Origin of the sequence: Streptomyces sp. 184, assembly GCF_045781775.1 — a bacterium.
Lineage (GTDB): Bacteria > Actinomycetota > Actinomycetes > Streptomycetales > Streptomycetaceae > Streptomyces.
On sequence record NZ_CP123230.1, the window covers coordinates 5,462,079 to 5,479,208 of the forward strand.

Sequence of the window (17,130 nt, forward strand, 5' to 3'; positions counted from 1 at the left end):
GGCGGTTGGTGCCGGGACAGGCGCCGCGGGTGCCTGGGTCACTGGCTGAAGCAGAAGGCTTGGGCGCCGAAGCTCCAGCAGGTGATGGGTTTGGTGGCGGTGTCGGTGTTGCCGGCCTTGTCGGTCACCGTGAGCTGGGCGGTGTAATTGCCCTGCGCGCTGGGGTAGGCGTGCGTCGCGGAGCGCCCCGTGCCGGTCTTGCCGTCACCGAACGTCCAGGCGTACGACGTGATGTCACCGTCCGGATCGGTGGAACCGCTCGCGTCGAAGGTGCAGCTCGCCCACTGGCAGAACGCCGTGAACGACGCAGACGGCGCCTCACCCGCAGGCGGCTGACCCGCACGTACCGACTTCGTGACCTCGTCGGAGTTGCCCTCGTCGTCCGTCACCGTCAGCGTCACGTCGTAGGAACCCGCCGACCCGTAGGTGTGGGACGGGGTTGCCCCCTCGCCGCTCTTGCCATCACCGAAGTCCCAGGCGTACGAAGCGATCGAACCGTCCTCGTCCGACGAACCGGAGCCGTCGAAAGCGCACTCCAGCGACTCCGCGCAGTCCGCCTCGAACGCCGCGGTCGGCACCCCCGGAACGGGACCGCCGCCGAGGTCACCGACGTACAGCAGCTTGTTCGGCGAGCCCTTGGTGTCGGTGATCACGCCGGGGGTCGCGGTGTCCACGATCTCGGCGTTGAGGTCCGCCACCGACGCGCTCGGGTCGGCGCTCACCGCGAGGGCCAGCGCGCCGGCCACGTGCGGGCTGGCCATGGACGTACCGCTGCTTCCGCCGCTGCCGCCGCCCATGGTGGTGGAGGTGATGTTGGTGCCGGGAGCGAAGAGGTCGACGCAGCGCCCCCAGTTGGACGCCTGGCCGCCGGTCCAGATGCTGCGCCGGTCCTGCGTGTCCGACGCGGCGACCGTGAGCGCGGACGGCGTGCTCGCCGGGCTCGTGTTGCACGCGTCCTCGTCGAAGTTGCCCGCGGCGACCGCCCAGGGGACTCCCGCCTCGGTCGAGTTGGTCACGGCCTCGTTCACCGCGACGTCCTCGGGCCCCCCGAGGCTCATGTTGCCGACTGCGGCCTGCGGGGCGTTCTCGGTGACGTAGTCGATGCCGCCGATGACCGCCGCGTACGAGCCGTTCCCGCTACAGTCGAGCACCCGCACCGCGACCAGGTCGACGTTCTTGGCCACGCCCCAGGTCCCGCTCCCGACCGTGCCGCCGACGTGGGTCCCGTGGCCCTGGCAGTCGCTCGCGTCGCCGTCGTCGTCGATGAAGTCGTAGCCGCTGCTCGCCCGGCCGCCGTAGCCGGGGTGGTCGAGATCCATCCCGGTGTCCACGATGTACGCCGTGACGCCGGAGCCGTCGTTGGGCGGCGTGTAGCCGTCGTCCAGCGGCAGGTCGCGCTGGTCGACGCGGTCCAGGCCCCAGGTCTCGGTGGCCTCGACCTTCGCGTCCTGCTCGACGTACCGCACCGCCGGATCGGCCGCGAGGCGCTTCGCCTGCGCCTCGCTCATCTCCGCCGAGAAGCCGCGCAGCGCGGCCGAGTACACGTAGCCGACCTCGCCGCCGTACCGGTCCGTCAGGGCTTCGGCCTTCGCCGTCACGGTGGCCTGGACGCGCGGGGACGTGGAGGGCGCGCCCTCCAGGGCGACGATGTAGCTGCCCGATATCGCCTCCGGCACGTCCGCGTTGACGATCTGCCCGCCGGGGGTGTCGGCGGCGCCGGCGGAACCGACGCCGCTCAGTACGAGGCCGATGGTCGCGGCCACGCCGAGACACGCGCCGGCGAGCCGGTTTCTCTTTGCAGGGTGGGACATGGACGTCTCCTCACAGGAGTGGCAGGGAAACCGGGGCCCGGACAGGGCCGCGTCGGTCACTGGCTGAAGCAGAAGGCTTGGGCGCCGAAGCTCCAGCAGGTGATCGGTTTGCTGCTGGTGTCGGTGTTGCCGGCCTTGTCGGTCACCGTGAGCTGGGCGGTGTAATTGCCCTGCGCGCTGGGGTAGGCGTGCGTCGCGGAGCGCCCCGTGCCGGTCTTGCCGTCACCGAACGTCCAGGCGTACGACGCGATGTCACCGTCCGGATCGGTGGAACCGCTCGCGTCGAAGGTGCAGCTCGCCCACTGGCAGAACGCCGTGAACGACGCAGACGGCGCCTCGCCCGCAGGCGGCTGACCCGCACGTACCGACTTCGTGACCTCGTCGGAGTTGCCCTCGTCGTCCGTCACCGTCAGCGTCACGTCGTAGGAACCCGCCGACCCGTAGCTGTGGGACGGAGTAACACCCGTCCCTGTCCCGCCGTCGCCGAAGTCCCAGGCGTACGAGGCGATCGAACCGCCCTCGTCCGACGACCCGGAGGCGTCGAACGCGCACTCCAGCGACTCCGCGCAGCCCGCCTCGAACGCCGCGGTCGGCACCCCCGGACCGGGACCGCCGCCCCATTCGTCGATCAACTCGTTGGCCCAGTCGCCCATCTCGTTGGTGAGCCGGCCCCAGGCGCCGTAGCTGTTGCAGCCGACCCGCACCCACGAGGCGACACCGACGATCACTCCGTCGACCAGCATCGGCCCGCCGCTGTCGCCCTGGCAGATGCCGTCGTGGCCGTCGGCGTACCCGCCGCACACCATGTACTGGCCGTTGAACGAGCCGAAGGAGCCGCAGGTGCTGCCGCCGTCGACGATCGGGTAGCCCTCCACCTTCCGCAGGTGGCCGAACTCGTTCTCGCCGTCCCGCACGCGGCCGTAGCCGAGGAGCAGCGACGAAGCGCCGGGCCGGGTGAGGTTCGCGTCGCCGGAGTCGGCGACCCTCGGGAACTCGAAGCCGTCCGGCACCGGGATGTCGGTCCTGGTGACGACGATGCCGACGTCCCAGCCCGTCTGCCAGCCGTTGGGCGGCCGGTAGTTCGGGTGCTGGAAGTAGTGCTCGATCTCGATTTCCGTGCCGCCCGGGCCGGTCAGGTCGTCCGAGCCGTACAGCATGGTCTTCGTACCCTGGCCGTCCTTGCAGTGCGCCGCGGTGACGATCACCCGCGGGGCGACCACGGCCGCGGTGCAGGTCTGGCCCTGCGGCCTGGAGCCTCCCTCGCGCAGCATCGAGATGATGAACGGGTGGTCGCGCACGGACGCCGGGTCGCCGCCGACGATCTGGGTGGTCGGGCCGTCGTGCGGCTCGGCGTCCCTCGGGGTGACCGCCTCGAACGACGGGTCGTCAGGGGGTACGGCCACCGCCGCCGACACCGCGGGGCCGAGCGCCAGCAGCACCAGGCCGGTGACGAGCCCGGCGATGCCGCCGCAGCGCAGTCTTCGCTTGCCTCTCATGCATTCTCCCTCGCGTGGCGCGGCCACCGTCACGGGAACGTGGCCGTGCCCCAGAGGATCGAGAGGCATGCGGTACTAAACAATCCGCATAAGTGTCCGTAGCCCTACGGATCTTTGCGCGGTTCTGTCCTGCGCTATTTCGCGGGTATACGGGCCGCGGGGGGAGTTGATTGCGTAGGTCCACGGATTGTTCCGCGGACGCGACGGCCGGAGAGTCGGGGCGAGGCCGCGCACGCGGAGCAGCGGGGGCGAGGGGTCCCGCGGCCGTCCGCTACGGGACGTCGCAGGCGTCGTCCGCGCAGGCGGCGCCGTCGTCGGCCGCGCCCGCGACGGTCTGGAGGCCGCCCGCGGCGGCGGCCTGCTCCAGGGCCTGTGTGAAGACCGGCGCCGGCTGGCCGCCGGAGACGGCGAAGCGGCGGTCGATGACGAAGAACGGCACGCCGGTGGCGCCCAGCTCCGCGGCCTCCTTCTCGTCGGCGCGTACGGCGTCGGCGTAGGCGGTGTCGTCCGCGAGCACCCGGCGCACCTCGTCGGCGTCGAGGCCGGCGCCGGTGGCGATCTCGACGAGGGTGTCGTCCTCGCCGATCGGGCGGGCTTCGGCGAAGGTCGCCGCGTAGAGAGCGTCGAGCAGCCGGTCCTGGAGGCCGCGCTCCTTGGCGAGGTGCAGGAGGCGGTGCAGGTCGAAGGTGCCGGTGACGAACCGGTCGTGGCGCATGCCGAGCCCTTCGCTCGCGGCGGCGGCGCCGACCCGGTCCTCCATCGCCTTGAGCTGCGCGTCGTCCCAGCCGTACTTGGCCTTCAGCTCCGCACCGACGGTCTTCCCGCCGTCCCGCGGCGCCCCGGCGGACAGCTCGAACGAGCGGTGCACCACTTCGACGCCGTCCCGGCCGGCGAAGGCCGCGAGGCCCTTCTCGAACCGGGCCTTGCCGATGTAGCACCAGGGGCAGATGACGTCGGACCAGATCTCTACTCGCATGAGGGCGCAAACGGGCGGGGCGGTGGGCGGTATTCCCCGCGCGGACCGGGCTCAGCGGCCGGGGTCCGCGGCGGGGTCCTCTTCGGGGTCCTCGTCGGCGTCCGCTCCGGGGGCTCCGTCCGGGGCCGGGGTCAGCGGGACTCCGACCCGCAGGTTCCAGCGGCCGGCGCGGCCGGTCAGCTCGGTGCCGCTCAGGGGCGGCGCGTCCAGCCGCCAGAACGCCGCCGAGGGCAGGTCGAGCGCGTGCACCACCGCGGCCCGTACCGCGGCGGCCTCGGCGACGGCGACGACGCGGCGGCTCTCAGGTGGGCGGCCGTGCTCGGCCCCGTTCGCGTCGCCGGCGACGTGCGGGCCCTCCGGGCCGGGCGCACCGGCCAGGCCGTCGAGCCACACGCCCACCCGGCCCCGCAACTGGAGCAGCGACTCCCCGCCGTGCGGGGCCGCCGCCGGATCCGTCAGCCAGGCCCGTACCGCCTCGCCCTCCGCCGCCGCCAGCTCCTCCAGGCCCCGCCCGCGCCAGCGGCCGACGTCCCAGTCCGCCAGCTCCGCCTCCGGCTCCGCCGCGAGCCCCAGCGCGTCGGCGGTCTGCCGGCAGCGGACCGACGGTGCGGCGTATGCCGGCGTGTGCGTACGCAGCGCAGCCGCCGCGTGGGCGCCCGCGCGCTCCGCCGCACGTCGGCCCGCCGCGTCCAGCGGCTCGTCCGCGCCGAACACCGCGTGCCGCAGCTCGGCGTTGACCGCCGGCGTGACGAGTATCACCCGGACCGTCACCAGCCGTCTCACCTGCCCCTTCCGTGTCTCGACCGGCGGACGCCGTATGGCCGCCGGCCCGCAGGCGACGGTATCGTCACCTCGTCAACCGAATACGACGGCGCAACGGAAGCCCGGTGAGAATCCGGCACGGCCGCGCCACTGTGAGCCGGACGACGCCCGCCAGGGGCGGAGTTCGGTGAGTCAGACCCGCACCGTCGTGAGCTGCTCCACCGTATGGGACGCGTGATCCCCGGGAGGTCTTCCGCATGGCCCAGTCAGCCGTGTCACCCGCCACACCCGCCGCCGACGGACCGGCCGGCCCGCTCATCACCCCCGTCTCGCCGAAGACCCTCGCCCCGTGGGCGCTGTTCGGCGGGATCCTGATGCTCGTCCTGCTGTACTTCGTCGGCGCCGAACAGGGTGCGACGTCCGTGGTGTCCGGCGAAGGCGTGCACGAGTGGTTGCACGACGGCCGGCACCTGCTCGGCTTCCCCTGCCACTGAGCAGGGGTGTGATCTCGGTGATTACGGTGAACTCCGCCGCCGTGCGCGGGCTGCTGCTGCGCGGCATGCTCGCGGGGCTCGGTGCGGGTGTGCCGGCGCTGGTCGTCGCGTACGTCCTGGGCGAGCCGCAGGTGGACGCGGCGATCGACCAGGAGGCGCACGCGGCGGGCGGCCACGGCCACGGTCACGGTTCCGGTGCCGACTCCGGCGCCGGTGCGGACGAGGAACTCGTCAGCCGCTCCTTGCAGTCCACGGCCGGGCTCGCCACGGGCATGCTCGTCTACGGCGTCGCGTTCGGCGGCCTCGCCGCCCTGGCCGTCGCGTACGCGCTGGGCCGCGTCGGCCGCTTCGGGCCGCGGGCGACGGCGCTGCTGCTGGCGCTGGGCGGGCTGGTCGCGGTCTACGCGGTGCCGTTCCTGAAGTATCCGGCGAACCCGCCGGGCGTCGGCGACCCGGAGACGGTCGGCGAACGGACGACCCAGTACTTCCTGATGGTGCTGCTGAGCGTGCTGCTGGCGGTCGGCGCGGCGGTGGTCGGGCGGCGGCTGGTGCCGCGGCTGGGCGGCTGGTACGCGACGGTGGCGGGCGGTGCTCTGTTCGTGGCGGCGGCGGGGGTGGCGGTGGCGCTGCTGCCGGAGTCGTCGGTGGCGGTGCCGGAGGGGTTTCCCGGGGATCTGCTGTGGCGGTTCCGGCTGGCGTCGGTGGCGGTGCACGGGGTGCTGTGGATCGGGTTCGGGTTGCTCTTCGGGGAGTTGGCGGAGAGGTTGCTGCTGCGCGGTGAGGTGGGGCGGGTGCGGAAGGCGCCTGTGACGGGATGAGGGGGTTCCTCCCCGACGCCGCGGCACGTTCCGTCCCGTACGCACTGGGCGCCACCCTGGGATACGCCGCCGACCGCGTCTTCGGCGACCCCCGCCGCGGGCACCCGGTGGCGGGGTTCGGCCGTGCCGCGGCTGCGCTCGAAGCCCGGCTCTGGCGCGACACCCGACGCGCGGGGGTGCTGCACACGGCGCTCTGCGTGGGCGCCACGGTGGCCGCCGCCGCCGTGGCCACGGCGGCGACCCGCACGAGGGTGTCGCGGCGGGGTCCCGCGGGGTGCACGGGCGGGGTCGGGGGTCAGGCCCCCGGGATCGTCCTCACCGCCCTCGCCACCTGGGCCGTCCTCGGCGGCGCCTCGCTGCGCCGCGAGGCCCTCGGCATCGCCCACGCCCTCCGCAGCCACGACCTCGAAGACGCCCGCCGCCGTCTCCCCCGGCTCTGCGGGCGCGATCCGCAGGCCCTCGGCGAGGCCGACATCGCGCGGGCCGTGGTCGAGTCCGTCGCCGAGAACACCTCCGACGCCGTCGTCGGCGCTCTGGTCTGGGGGGCGCTCGGCGGGGTTCCCGGGCTCGTCGGGTTCCGGGCCGTCAACACCCTCGACGCCATGGTGGGGCACAGGTCCGCCCGCTACCTGCGCTTCGGCTGGGCCGCCGCCCGGCTCGACGATCTCGTCGGCGGACCCGGCGCCCGGCTCACCGCCGCGCTCGCGACGTTCGCCGGGCCCGACCCGCGCGCCGCCCGCCGCGTCTGGCGCGCCGACGGGCCCCGGCACCCCAGCCCCAACGCCGGCCCGGTGGAAGCCGCGTTCGCCGGTGCGCTCGGGCTGCGGCTCGGCGGGGAGTTGTCGTACGGGGGGCGCAGCGAGCACCGGGCCGTGCTCAATCCGGCCGGACGGCCCCCGGAGGTACGCGACATCGAGCGGGCCGTACGGCTCTCCGGGCGCGTCTGCCTGCTCGCTCTCCTCACCACGACCGGCGCCGCCCTGCTCCCCACCGAAGCGAGTCCCGCATGACGACCGTGCTCCTGCTGTCCACCGCCGACACCGACCTCCTCGCCGCCCGCGCCTGCGGCGCGGACTTCCGCATCGCCAACCCCGCGCGCACCGGCCCCGCCGACCTGCCCGCGCTCCTCGACGGCGTCGGCGTCGTCGTCGTACGGCTCCTCGGCGGCAAGCGGGCCTGGGAGGACGGCCTCGACGCCCTGCGTACGGCCGGGGTGCCCACCGTGCTGCTCGGGGGCGAGTCCGTGCCGGACGCCGAGTTGATGGCCGAGTCGTCCGTACCGGCGGGTGTGGTCGCCGAGGCGTTGCGGTACCTGGTCGAGGGCGGGCCCGCGAACCTCGCCGAGCTGGCCCGGTTCCTCTCCGACACGGTGCTGCTGACCGGCGAGGGCTTCGCCGCGCCGCGGCGGATGCCGGCGTACGGGGTGCACGGTTCGTACGTCCTGAAGGACGACCGCCCCACGGTGGGCGTGCTCTTCTACCGCGCCCACGAGCTGTCCGGGAACACCGCCTTCGTGGACACCCTGTGCGCCGCCGTCGAGGCGCGGGGCGCCAACGCCCTGCCCGTGTACTGCGGTTCGCTGCGCGGCGCGGACCCGGGGCTCTTCGAGGTGCTGGGCCGCGCCGACGCCCTGGTGACCACCGTGCTCGCCGCCGGCGGCACCCGGCCGAGCGACGCCTCCGCCGGCGGGGACGACGAGACGTGGGACGTCGGGGCGCTCGCGGAGCTGGACGTGCCGGTGCTCCAGGGGCTCTGCCTGACGTCGGGGCGCGCCGCCTGGCTGGCGTCGGACGCGGCGCTGTCGCCGATGGACGCGGCGATGCAGGTGGCGATCCCGGAGTTCGACGGGCGGCTGGTGACGGTGCCGTTCTCGTTCAAGGAGGACGGTCCCGGCGGGGTGCCGGTCTACGTGGCCGACGAGGAGCGGGCGGGGCGCGTCGCGGGGATCGCCGTGCGGCACGCGCGGCTGCGGCACACGCCGAACCACGGCAAGCGGATCGGGCTCGTCTTCACCGCGTACCCCACCAAGCACTCGCGCGTCGGCAACGCCGTGGGCCTGGACACGCCCGTCTCTGCGGTGCGGCTGCTCGACGCGCTACGGGACGCGGGGTACGGCGTCGAGGGCCACCCCGACGACGGCGACGAGCTGATCCACCGGCTGATCGCCGCCGGCGGGCACGACGTGGAGTGGCTGACGGAGGAGCAGTTGGCGACGGCGCCCGCGCGGGTGCCGCTGGCCGACTACGAGCGGTGGTTCGCCGAACTCGACCCGGAGCTGCGGGCCTCGGTGGTCGAGCACTGGGGCGAGCCGCCCGGCGAGCTGTACGTGGACGACGGCGGCGACGGACCCGCGATCGTGCTGGCGTCGCTGCGCTTCGGCAACGCCGTGGTGATGATCCAGCCGCCGCGCGGCTTCGGCGAGAACCCCATCGCCATCTACCACGACCCGGACATGCCGCCGTCGCACCACTACCTGGCCGCGTACCGCTGGCTGGACCGCACGTTCGGCGCCGACGCGCTCGTGCACATGGGCAAGCACGGCACGATGGAGTGGCTGCCCGGCAAGGGGCTCGGCCTGTCGGCGGGGTGCGCGCCGGACGCGGTGCTGGGCGACCTGCCGCTGGTGTACCCGTTCATCGTCAACGACCCGGGCGAGGGCACCCAGGCCAAGCGCCGCGGGCACGCCACGGTGGTCGACCACCTGGTGCCGCCGATGGCCCGGGCCGACTCCTACGGCGACCTGGCGAAGCTGGAGCAGTTGCTCGACGAGTACGCGCTCGTCTCCGACCTGGACCCGGCGAAGGCGCCGGCGGTGCGCAGCCAGATCTGGACGCTGGTGCGGGCCGCGGAGCTGCACCACGACCTGCATGTGGCGGAGCAGCCGCAGGACGCCGACTTCGACGAGTTCGTGCTGCACGTGGACGGCTGGCTGTGCGAGATCAAGGACGTGCAGATACGGGACGGGCTGCACGTCCTCGGCGCCGGTCCGGTCGGCGAGGCGCGGGTGAACCTGGCGCTGGCGGTGCTGCGTTCCGCGCAGGTGTGGGGCGGTGCCGGCGGGGCGCTGCCGGGGCTGCGGGCGGCGCTCGCGGCGCGGGTCGGGCTGGTCGAGGCGGAGCTGCTGGCACAGCCGGGGGCGCGGATCGCGGTGCCGGCGGCGCTCACGGAGCGGGCGGCGGGGCCGGCGCGTACGGCGTCGGACGCGGTCGACCTGCTGGAGTCGCTGGCGCGGCGGCTGGCGGAGGGGATGGAGGAGCGCGGGTGGGCGCGCGCGGAGGTGCCGGAGGTCGTGGCCGGGGTGCTGGGCGCCGGGGCCGCCGACGACGCGGCCACGGCGGACGTGGTGCGGGTGCTGGAGTTCGCCTGCGCGGAGGTCGTGCCGCGGCTGGCCCGTACGGGCGACGAGATCGGCAACGTCCTGCACGCGCTCGACGGCGGCTACGTCCCCGCGGGACCGTCCGGCTCCCCCACCCGCGGTCTCGTCAACGTGCTGCCGACGGGCCGCAACTTCTACTCCGTCGACCCCAAGGCCATCCCCTCCCGGCTCTCCTGGGACGTCGGCGGCGCCCTCGCCGACTCCCTCCTCGCCCGCCACCTCGCCGACCACGGCGCGTACCCGAAGTCCGTGGGGCTGACGGTCTGGGGCACCTCCTGCATGCGCACCCAGGGCGACGACATCGCGGAGATCCTGGCGCTGCTGGGCTGCCGCCCGGTGTGGGACGACGCCTCCAGGCGGGTGACGGGCTTCGAGGTGGTGCCGCTCGCGGATCTGGGCCGCCCGCGCATCGACGTGACCGTACGCATCTCCGGCTTCTTCCGCGACGCCTTCCCGCACGTCGTCGGGCTGCTGGACGACGCGGTGCGCGCGGTCGCGGAGCTGGACGAGCCGCCGGAGGAGAACTTCGTACGGGCGCACGCGGACGAGGACACCGCCGCCCACGGCGACCGCCGCCGCGCCACCGCCCGTATCTTCGGCTCCAAACCCGGCGCGTACGGCGCGGGCCTGCTGCCGCTGATCGACGCGCGCAACTGGCGCTCGGACGCCGACCTGGCGGAGGTGTACGCGGTCTGGGGCGGCTACGCCTACGGCCGCGGGCTCGACGGGCGGGCGGCGCGCGGCGACATGGAGGCGGCGTTCCGGCGGATCCAGGTGGCGGCGAAGAACGTCGACACGCGCGAGCACGACATCGCCGACGCCGACGACTACTTCCAGTACCACGGCGGCATGGTGGCCATGGTCCGCCATCTGACGGGCGGTTCGCCGGAGGCGTACATCGGCGACAGCGCCGTGCCCGAGCAGGTGAGGACGCGCACGCTCGGCGAGGAGACGCACCGCGTCTTCCGCGCCCGGGTGGTGAACCCGCGGTGGACGGCGGCGATGCGGCGGCACGGCTACAAGGGCGCGTTCGAGATGGCCGCCACCGTCGACTACCTGTTCGGCTACGACGCCACCGCGGGCGTCGTGGACGACTGGATGTACGAGAAGCTCGCCGCCGAGTACGTCTTCGACGCGGAGAACCAGGAGTTCATGCGGCGCGCCAACCCGTGGGCGCTGCGCGGGATCGGCGAACGGCTGCTGGAGGCAGCCGAGCGTGGTCTGTGGGCGGAGCCGGACCAGCGGACCCTGGCCCGGCTCCGGGAGATCTACCTCGAACTCGAGGGCGATCTGGAGGGGGAGGAATGACCCACAGGACGCGGACCGTGCAAGTCCGCTCCACGTCCGGCACGTACACGCTGACACGTTTCTTCCGTGTATCGCAGCAGTTGACCGTCATATCACCCGTTGGAGGGGCCCGCGCATGAACACCGGTGCGCCGCACTATCCGTTCACCGCCGTCGTCGGCATGGCAGAGCTGCGGCTCGCGCTGCTGCTCAACGCGGTGTCCCCGGCGGTCGGAGGGGTGCTCGTGCGCGGCGAGAAGGGGACGGCGAAATCGACCGCCGTACGAGCCCTCGCCGCGCTGCTCCCCGAGGTCGCCGTCGTCCCCGGCTGCCGCTTCTCCTGCGACCCGGCCGCGCCGGACGACGGCTGCCCGGACGGGCCGCACGGGGCGGACGGGGGCGACGGGCCCGACGGCCGGGCGGCGCGGATGGTGGAGCTGCCCGTGGGCGCGTCGGAGGACCGCCTTGCGGGCGCGCTGGACATCGAACGGGCGCTGGCCGAGGGCCGGAAGACGTTCGAGCCGGGGCTGCTGGCCCAGGCGCACCGCGGCGTCCTGTACGTGGACGAGGTCAACCTGCTTCACGACCACCTCGTCGACCTGCTGCTGGACGCCGCCGCGATGGGCGCCAACTACGTGGAGCGCGAGGGCGTCTCCGTGCGGCACGCGGCGCGTTTCCTGCTGGTGGGCACCATGAATCCGGAGGAGGGCGAGCTGCGCCCGCAGTTGCTCGACCGGTTCGGCCTGACCGTCGAGGTCGCCGCGTCCCGCGAGCCGGCCGAGCGGGCGGAGGTGGTGCGGCGGCGGCTGGCGTACGACGCGGACGCGGCCGGCTTCGCGGCGCGCTGGGCGGCGGAGGAGGACGCGCTGCGGGCCCGGATCGCGGCGGCCCGGGCGCTGCTGCCGGCGGTGGCACTGGGGGACGCGGCGCTGCGGCAGATCACGGCGACGTGCGCGGCGTTCGAGGTGGACGGGATGCGCGCGGACATCGTCATGGCCCGTGCGGCGACGGCGCTGGCGGCGTGGTCGGGGCGTACGGAGGTGGCGGCGGAGGACGTACGGCAGGCGGCGCTGCTGGCGCTGCCGCACCGGCGGCGGCGCAACCCGTTCGACGCGCCGGGGCTGGACGAGGAGAAGCTGGACGACACGCTGCGCGAACACGCGGGCCCCGACGGCGACGATGACGGCGGCGGTACGGACGGCGGGGCGGAGCCCGACCCCGACCCGGACGGCCCGCCGGACGGCGACGGGGACGGCGACGGCGGGGGCGGGTCGCCGCGGGATCAGCCCGGGAACGGCGACGCCCCGCGCGAGCCGTCGCCTGCGGACCCCGCCGAGCCCTCCGCACCCCCCGCACCCCCCGACCCCGGCCCCGCCTCCCCCGCCCCGGCGGAGGAACCCGGCGCCGAGCCCCGCCCGCCCGGGGCCGCCGCACCCCCGCCCGACGCGCAACCCGCCGACCCCGCCGAGCCGTTCCGCACCCGCCGCCTCGACGTACCCGGCGTCGGGGAGGGCGCCGCCGGCCGCCGCTCCCGCGCCCGTACCGCCCACGGCCGCACCACCGGCGCCCGCCGCCCCCGCGGCGCCCTCGGCACCCTGCACCTCGCCGCCACCGTCCGGGCCGCCGCCCCGCACCAGCGCTCGCGCGGACGCCGCGGCCCCGGTCTCGTCGTCCGCCGCGACGACCTGCGCGAGGCCGTCCGCGAGGGCCGCGAGTCGAACCTCGTGCTCTTCGCCGTCGACGCCTCCGGCTCGATGGGCGCGCGGCAGCGCATGGGCGCCGTGAAGGGCGCGGTGCTGTCGCTGCTGCTGGACGCCTACCAGCGCCGCGACAAGGTCGGCCTGGTCACCTTCCGCGGCCGGGACGCCGAGTTGGCGCTGCCGCCGACCTCGTCGGTGGACACCGCCGCGGCACGCCTGGAGCGCCTGCCCACCGGGGGCCGCACCCCGCTGGCCGCGGGGCTGCTGCGGGCCCGCGAGACGCTGCGCGTCGAAGGGCTGCGGGACCCGGCGCGCCGCCCGCTGCTGGTCGTCGTCACCGACGGCCGGGCGACGGGCGGCCGGGAGCCGGTCGGCCGGGCGGCCCGCGCGGCGCGCCTGCTGGCGGCGGAGGGGGTCGCTTCGGTAGTCGTCGACTGCGAGTCGGGGCCGGTGCGGCTGGGGCTCGCGGGCGAACTGGCCCGCGAGCTGCGGGGCACGGCGGTGTCGCTGGGCGAGCTGCGGGCGGAGGCGGTCGGCGGGCTCGTCCGGGACGTCCGCGAGGACCGGCGCGCACGTGCCGTACGCGAGAGGCCCGGCACCGGGCGTGGGCCGACGAGTTCGAGGAGCGCCGCCTGATGCCGAAGGGACAGCCCGCCGCCGTACCGGACGACGGCCTGACGACGCGGCAGCGCCGCAACCGCCCGCTGGTCGTCGTGCACACGGGCACGGGCAAGGGGAAGTCCACGGCCGCCTTCGGTCTTGCGCTGCGGGCCTGGAACCAGGGGTGGCCGATCGGGGTGTTCCAGTTCGTGAAGTCCGCCAAGTGGCGGGTCGGCGAGGAGCGGGCGCTGCGGGTCCTCGGCGCGAGCGGCGAGGGCGGCACGGTGGCCTGGCACAAGATGGGCGAGGGCTGGTCGTGGATCCAGCGGCCGCCGCGCGCCGGCGCAGCCGGCGACGCAGCCGCGGAACCGGACAACGAGGCGCGGGCCCGGGAGGGCTGGGAGCAGGTCAAGCGGGATCTGGCGGCGCAGACGTACCGGCTGTACGTGCTGGACGAGTTCGCCTACCCGATGCACTGGGGGTGGGTGGACACCGCCGAGGTGGTCGCGGTGCTGCGGGACCGGCCCGGCAGCCAGCACGTCGTCATCACCGGCCGCAACGCACCCGCGCCGCTGCTGGAGTGCGCCGACCTCGTCACGGAGATGGGCAAGGTCAAGCACCCCATGGACGCGGGCCAGAAGGGCCAGCGGGGCATCGAATGGTGAGCCCCGTGTGCGACGTCCCCCGGCTCGTGATCGCCGCGCCGGCCTCCGGCAGCGGCAAGACGACGGTCGCGACCGGCCTGATGGCGGCGTTCACGGCCGCCGGCCTGACCGTCTCGCCGCACAAGGCGGGCCCCGACTACATCGACCCCGGCTACCACGCGCTCGCCGTCGCGGACGGCCCGGGCGGCGGGCGCCCGGGCCGGAACCTGGACGCGCACATGTGCGGCCCCGACCTGGTCGCCCCGCTCTTCGCGCACGGCGCGGCGGGGGCGGACGTGGCCGTCGTGGAGGGCGTGATGGGCCTGTACGACGGCGCCTCCGGCGCCGGCGAGTCGGGCTCGACGGCGGAGCTGGCGAAGCTGCTGCGGGCGCCGGTGGTGCTGGTGGTCGACGCCTCGGGGCAGTCGCGGTCGGCGGCGGCGCTGGTGCACGGGTTCGCGTCGTGGGATCCGGAGGTGCGGATCGGGGGTGTCGTCCTCAACAAGGTCGCCTCCGACCGCCACGAGTCCCTGCTGCGCGAGGCTCTGGACGCCGCGGGCGTGCCGGTGCTGGGCGCGCTGCGCCGGACCGCGGAGCTGGCGGCGCCGTCGCGGCACCTGGGGCTGGTGCCGGCGGCGGAGCGCCGCCCCGCGGCGCTGGCGGCGGTACGGGCGCTGGCGGAGCGCGTACGGGAGTCGTGCGACGTACCGGAGTTGCTGCGGCTGGCCCGTACGGCGCCGCCGCTGACGGCGGCGGCGTGGTCGGCGGCGGAGGCGGTGGCGGGCACGCCGGGAGAAACCGGTCCGCGGGACGTCCACGGGGCTCGACCGGCGGCGGGGGCCGGCCCCCGGTTCGGGGAAGGGGCGGGACCGGGGAACGGTTCCCGCCCGGCCCGGCGGCCCGTCGTGGCGGTGGCCGGCGGGGCCGCGTTCACGTTCTCGTACGCCGAGCACGCCGAACTCCTCGCCGCCGCGGGCGCCGACGTCGTCCCCTTCGACCCCCTGCACGACGAGGCCCTGCCGCCCGGCACCCGGGCCCTCGTCGTCGGCGGCGGCTTCCCCGAGGTGTACGGCGCCGACCTGGCCGCCAACGAGCCGCTGCGCCGCGACGTCGCCCGCCTCGCCGCCTCCGGCGCGCCGGTGGCCGCCGAGTGCGCGGGCCTGGTCTACCTCGCCCGCGACCTCGACGGCACCCCCATGTGCGGGGTGCTGGACGCCCGGGCCCGGATGACCGGCCGGCTCACCCTCGGCTACCGCGACGCCGTGGCCGTCGCCGACAGCGCGCTCGCCGCCGCCGGCACCCGCGTACGCGGCCACGAGTTCCACCGCACGGCGCTCGACCCGCCGGCCGGCGAGACGCCCGCATGGGGGATGACGCGGCCGGCCCGGCGCGTCGAAGGATTCGTACGGGGCGGAGTCCACGCCTCGTACCTGCACGTGCACTGGGCCGCCGCCCCCGCCATGGCGCGCCGGCTCGTCGAAGGGTGTGAAGCGGCATGAGCATGCGACTCGTCGGCGTCGGGGTGGGCCCCGGCGACCCGGAGCTGGTCACGGTCAAGGGCGCGGGCGCGCTGCGGGCGGCGGCGGTGGTCGTCGTCCCGGTGATGGAGGGCGGCGGCACGGGCCGCGCCGAGGCGACGGTCCTGCACTACGTGGACGGGGCGAAGGTCGTGCGCGTCGTCTTCGCGCTCAACGAGCGCAGCGACGCCGCGCGCCGCGAGGCGGCGTGGGACGCGGCGGGCGCCCGGGTCGCGGAACTGCTGCGCGAGCACCGCTCGGTGGCGTTCGCCACGCTCGGCGACCCCAACGTCTACTCGACGTTCACCTACCTCGCCGGGACCGTCACCGCCCTGCTCCCGGACGTACGGGTGGAGAGCGTGCCGGGCATCACCGCGATGCAGGACCTGGCGGCGCGCGGCGGCGCGGTGCTCGCGGAGGGTACGGAGCCGCTGACGCTGGTGCCGGTGACGGCGGGGACGGCGGTGCTGAAGGAGGCGCTGCGCGGGCCGGGGACGGTGGTGGCGTACAAGTTCGGCCGGCTGGCGGGCGAGGTGGCGGGGGTGCTCGCGGAGACGGGCCGGCTGGAGGGCGCGGTGTGGGGGTCGTCGCTGGGTCTGGCGGAGGAGTCGGTGCGGCCGGCGGCGGAGCTGGGGGCGGAGCCGTTGCCGTACCTGTCGACGCTGATCGCGCCGGCGCGGCGGACGGGGCGGGGGGAGAAGCTGTGACGGGGAACAGGGTGCCGGAGCAGTCCACGGAACGGCAGCCGGCGACAGCACGGCAGCCGGCGGCGGAGCCCGGCCAGGCGGTGCGGCCACCCGCCGCCGCACCGGCGCCCACCGGCAAGGTCACGATCGTCGGGGCCGGGCCGGGGGCGGCGGACCTGCTGACGTTCCGGGCCGCCCGCGCCATCGCGGAGGCGGACGTCGTGATCTGGGCGGCGAGCCTCGTCCACGAGGACGTGCTGCAACACGCCCGCGCGGACGCGGAGATCGTCGACTCGGCGGCGGTGCCGCTGGAGGAGGTCGTCGCGGTCTACGCCCGGGCGGCCCGCGCGGGCCTGCGGGTGGCGCGCGTGCACTCCGGCGACCCGGCGCTGTGGGGCGGTACGCAGGAGCAGGTGGAGCGGTGCGCGGAGCTGGGCCTGGAGGTGGAGATCGTGCCGGGCGTCTCGTCGTTCTCGGCCGCGGCGGCAGCGGCGGGGCGGGAGTTGACGGTCCCGGAGGTGGCGCAGTCGGTGATCCTCACGCGGCTGGGCGGCGGGAAGACGCCGATGCCGGACGGCGAGGACGTACGGGAGTTCGCGCGGCACGGCACCACGATGGCGGTGTTCCTGTCGGCCGCCCGCTCCGGCCGGCTGGCGGCGGAGCTGCTGGCGGGCGGCTACGCGGCCGGGACGCCGGTGGTCGTGGCGTACCGGGTGACGTGGCCGGACGAACTGGTGGTGCGCTGCACCGTCGGCACGCTGGAGGCGGCGGTCAAGGAGCACCGGCTGTGGAAGCACACGCTGTTCCTCGTCGGCCCGGCGCTGGCGGCGGCGGGCACGCGGTCGCATCTGTACCACCCGGGGCACTTCCACGGCTTCCGCCGCGCGGACCCGCGGGCGCGGCGGGCGCTGCGCGACGGCGGGGCGTAGCGGGCGGGCCGGCGCAGCACGACGTGAGACCGAGA

The 17,130-nt window shown here is 75.4% G+C and carries 13 protein-coding genes and 1 riboswitch; of the genes, 9 read left to right on the forward strand and 4 right to left on the reverse strand.

Annotation, left to right across the window (positions count from 1 at the left end):
- Positions 1 to 38: 38 nt before the first annotated feature.
- The 4 genes from QBL21_RS23155 to QBL21_RS23170 all read right to left on the reverse strand — a co-directional run bounded on the left by QBL21_RS23155 (position 39) and on the right by QBL21_RS23170 (position 5,066).
- On the reverse strand, positions 39 to 1,811 hold the full coding sequence (locus tag QBL21_RS23155) for a PKD domain-containing protein (protein WP_407564137.1): 1,773 nt from the start codon (positions 1,809 to 1,811) through the stop codon (positions 39 to 41).
- Positions 1,812 to 1,867: 56 nt separating this feature from the next.
- Entirely contained in the window at positions 1,868 to 3,307 is a 1,440-nt protein-coding gene (locus QBL21_RS23160; RefSeq protein ID WP_407564138.1) for a PKD domain-containing protein, read from the reverse strand.
- Positions 3,308 to 3,578: 271 nt separating this feature from the next.
- The gene (locus tag QBL21_RS23165; RefSeq protein ID WP_407564139.1) at positions 3,579 to 4,283 is read right to left on the reverse strand and encodes a DsbA family protein; all 705 of its coding nucleotides are present in this window, start codon (positions 4,281 to 4,283) and stop codon (positions 3,579 to 3,581) included.
- A 51-nt stretch (positions 4,284 to 4,334) separates the two neighbouring features.
- Positions 4,335 to 5,066 (reverse strand): histidine phosphatase family protein, encoded by a 732-nt coding sequence (locus QBL21_RS23170; protein ID WP_407564140.1) that lies wholly within the window; start codon positions 5,064 to 5,066, stop codon positions 4,335 to 4,337.
- 95 nt (positions 5,067 to 5,161) lie between these two features.
- Positions 5,162 to 5,243, forward strand: a riboswitch (cobalamin riboswitch).
- A 59-nt stretch (positions 5,244 to 5,302) separates the two neighbouring features.
- Here QBL21_RS23170 and QBL21_RS23175 point away from each other — a divergent pair.
- The 9 genes from QBL21_RS23175 to cobM all read left to right on the forward strand — a co-directional run bounded on the left by QBL21_RS23175 (position 5,303) and on the right by cobM (position 17,095).
- Complete coding sequence (locus tag QBL21_RS23175; protein ID WP_407564141.1) at positions 5,303 to 5,539, forward strand: CbtB domain-containing protein; 237 nt, start codon at positions 5,303 to 5,305, stop codon at positions 5,537 to 5,539.
- A 26-nt stretch (positions 5,540 to 5,565) separates the two neighbouring features.
- Positions 5,566 to 6,357: a CbtA family protein gene (locus QBL21_RS23180; RefSeq protein WP_407566525.1), complete on the forward strand. Its 792-nt coding sequence runs from the start codon at positions 5,566 to 5,568 to the stop codon at positions 6,355 to 6,357.
- The gene (locus QBL21_RS23185) at positions 6,354 to 7,367 is read left to right on the forward strand and encodes a cobalamin biosynthesis protein (RefSeq protein ID WP_407564142.1); all 1,014 of its coding nucleotides are present in this window, start codon (positions 6,354 to 6,356) and stop codon (positions 7,365 to 7,367) included. The genes QBL21_RS23180 and QBL21_RS23185 overlap by 4 nt, the downstream gene beginning before the upstream one ends.
- Positions 7,364 to 11,041, forward strand: coding sequence for a cobaltochelatase subunit CobN (gene cobN, locus QBL21_RS23190; protein WP_407564143.1), 3,678 nt, complete (start codon positions 7,364 to 7,366; stop codon positions 11,039 to 11,041). The genes QBL21_RS23185 and cobN overlap by 4 nt, the downstream gene beginning before the upstream one ends.
- 115 nt (positions 11,042 to 11,156) lie before the next feature.
- A complete protein-coding gene (locus QBL21_RS23195; protein WP_407564144.1) occupies positions 11,157 to 13,355 on the forward strand; it encodes a putative cobaltochelatase in 2,199 nt (732 codons plus the stop codon).
- A complete protein-coding gene (gene cobO / locus QBL21_RS23200) occupies positions 13,355 to 13,984 on the forward strand; it encodes a cob(I)yrinic acid a,c-diamide adenosyltransferase (protein WP_407564145.1) in 630 nt (209 codons plus the stop codon). The genes QBL21_RS23195 and cobO overlap by 1 nt, the downstream gene beginning before the upstream one ends.
- Positions 13,985 to 13,989: 5 nt before the next feature.
- The gene (locus QBL21_RS23205) at positions 13,990 to 15,462 is read left to right on the forward strand and encodes a cobyrinate a,c-diamide synthase (protein WP_407564146.1); all 1,473 of its coding nucleotides are present in this window, start codon (positions 13,990 to 13,992) and stop codon (positions 15,460 to 15,462) included.
- A complete protein-coding gene (cobI, locus tag QBL21_RS23210; RefSeq protein ID WP_407564147.1) occupies positions 15,459 to 16,187 on the forward strand; it encodes a precorrin-2 C(20)-methyltransferase in 729 nt (242 codons plus the stop codon). Before QBL21_RS23205 ends, cobI begins: the two co-directional genes overlap by 4 nt.
- 80 nt (positions 16,188 to 16,267) lie before the next feature.
- Entirely contained in the window at positions 16,268 to 17,095 is an 828-nt protein-coding gene (cobM, locus tag QBL21_RS23215) for a precorrin-4 C(11)-methyltransferase (RefSeq protein WP_407566526.1), read from the forward strand.
- Positions 17,096 to 17,130: the final 35 nt, after the last annotated feature.

Excerpts from the sequence above, each read along its gene's own strand:
- QBL21_RS23165 (WP_407564139.1), bottom strand. The coding sequence starts at position 4,283 with ATGCGAGTAGAGATCTGGTCCGACGTCATCTGCCCCTGGTGCTACATC.
- QBL21_RS23155 (WP_407564137.1), bottom strand. The coding sequence starts at position 1,811 with ATGTCCCACCCTGCAAAGAGAAACCGGCTCGCCGGCGCGTGTCTCGGC.
- cobO (WP_407564145.1), top strand. The coding sequence starts at position 13,355 with ATGCCGAAGGGACAGCCCGCCGCCGTACCGGACGACGGCCTGACGACG.
- QBL21_RS23195 (WP_407564144.1), top strand. The coding sequence starts at position 11,157 with ATGAACACCGGTGCGCCGCACTATCCGTTCACCGCCGTCGTCGGCATG.
- QBL21_RS23185 (WP_407564142.1), top strand. The coding sequence starts at position 6,354 with ATGAGGGGGTTCCTCCCCGACGCCGCGGCACGTTCCGTCCCGTACGCA.
- cobN (WP_407564143.1), top strand. The coding sequence starts at position 7,364 with ATGACGACCGTGCTCCTGCTGTCCACCGCCGACACCGACCTCCTCGCC.
- QBL21_RS23175 (WP_407564141.1), top strand. The coding sequence starts at position 5,303 with ATGGCCCAGTCAGCCGTGTCACCCGCCACACCCGCCGCCGACGGACCG.
- cobI (WP_407564147.1), top strand. The coding sequence starts at position 15,459 with ATGAGCATGCGACTCGTCGGCGTCGGGGTGGGCCCCGGCGACCCGGAG.
- QBL21_RS23160 (WP_407564138.1), bottom strand. The coding sequence starts at position 3,307 with ATGAGAGGCAAGCGAAGACTGCGCTGCGGCGGCATCGCCGGGCTCGTC.